General features: G+C 48.1%; 1 protein-coding gene. It reads right to left on the minus strand.

What is annotated here, in order from left to right; genetic code table 11:
* Window positions 1-65: 65 nt before the first annotated feature.
* A complete protein-coding gene (locus tag EZI54_RS23995; RefSeq protein WP_131484352.1) occupies window positions 66-389 on the minus strand; it encodes a hypothetical protein in 324 nt (107 codons plus the stop codon).
* Window positions 390-674: the final 285 nt, after the last annotated feature.

Genomic DNA, 674 nt, shown 5'->3' on the forward strand with positions numbered 1-674 from the left:
AAAGAGCGTGCAGGGTAGACTTTGACATGGCGTATCATTCCTCTGTTGGTTGTGATCTGGCGAGATCAACCAACAGGATACGCCACCTCTTCAACTTGCCTCCATACACCAGAAATCACCATAGCTCGATGATCACCGACCCGCCCCTTAGACCGCTCCATAACCGCTAAGGCTTTCGCAAAGTCTTGATATCCATAATCGTTATCCAGCTTAACGCCCTTACTCTGCCCTCGGCTCCTATCTTTATAAAAAGTAAGGGATCTTCCGTCGTTATAATGCGACCAGTCGCATGACTCCCAACGTCCCAATCCTGTTGCCTCAAACGTTTTTCTTTGCATGGCGATAAAACGATGCAAATTTTTTTGTCCAATCCCTGAGGCTTTAGCCATTACCCTCTCCAAAGCTCTGCTCACAAGCAGCAATCACTCGCTTGATACTTAGAATTTCCTGATCTAGCTGCCGTGCGTAGGCCGGGTATTTAGATTCGTATGCCTCTTTTTTCTTCTCCATCTGATCCAAGATAATGTCGTGAGGTGCATCTTTGTACTGAGGTGGACCCGATCAGTTGGACAACCTGATGGTGTCACTAAGCTATGATCCGGTTGTTTCCCTGGCTCAGGCTAGCCAAGGCTATCGGTTGCCCGTAGTACACCTCATCGGGCGTTTGATACTCA

This window comes from Marinobacter halodurans (genome assembly GCF_004327985.1).
In the GTDB taxonomy this organism is placed as follows: domain Bacteria; phylum Pseudomonadota; class Gammaproteobacteria; order Pseudomonadales; family Oleiphilaceae; genus Marinobacter_A; species Marinobacter_A halodurans.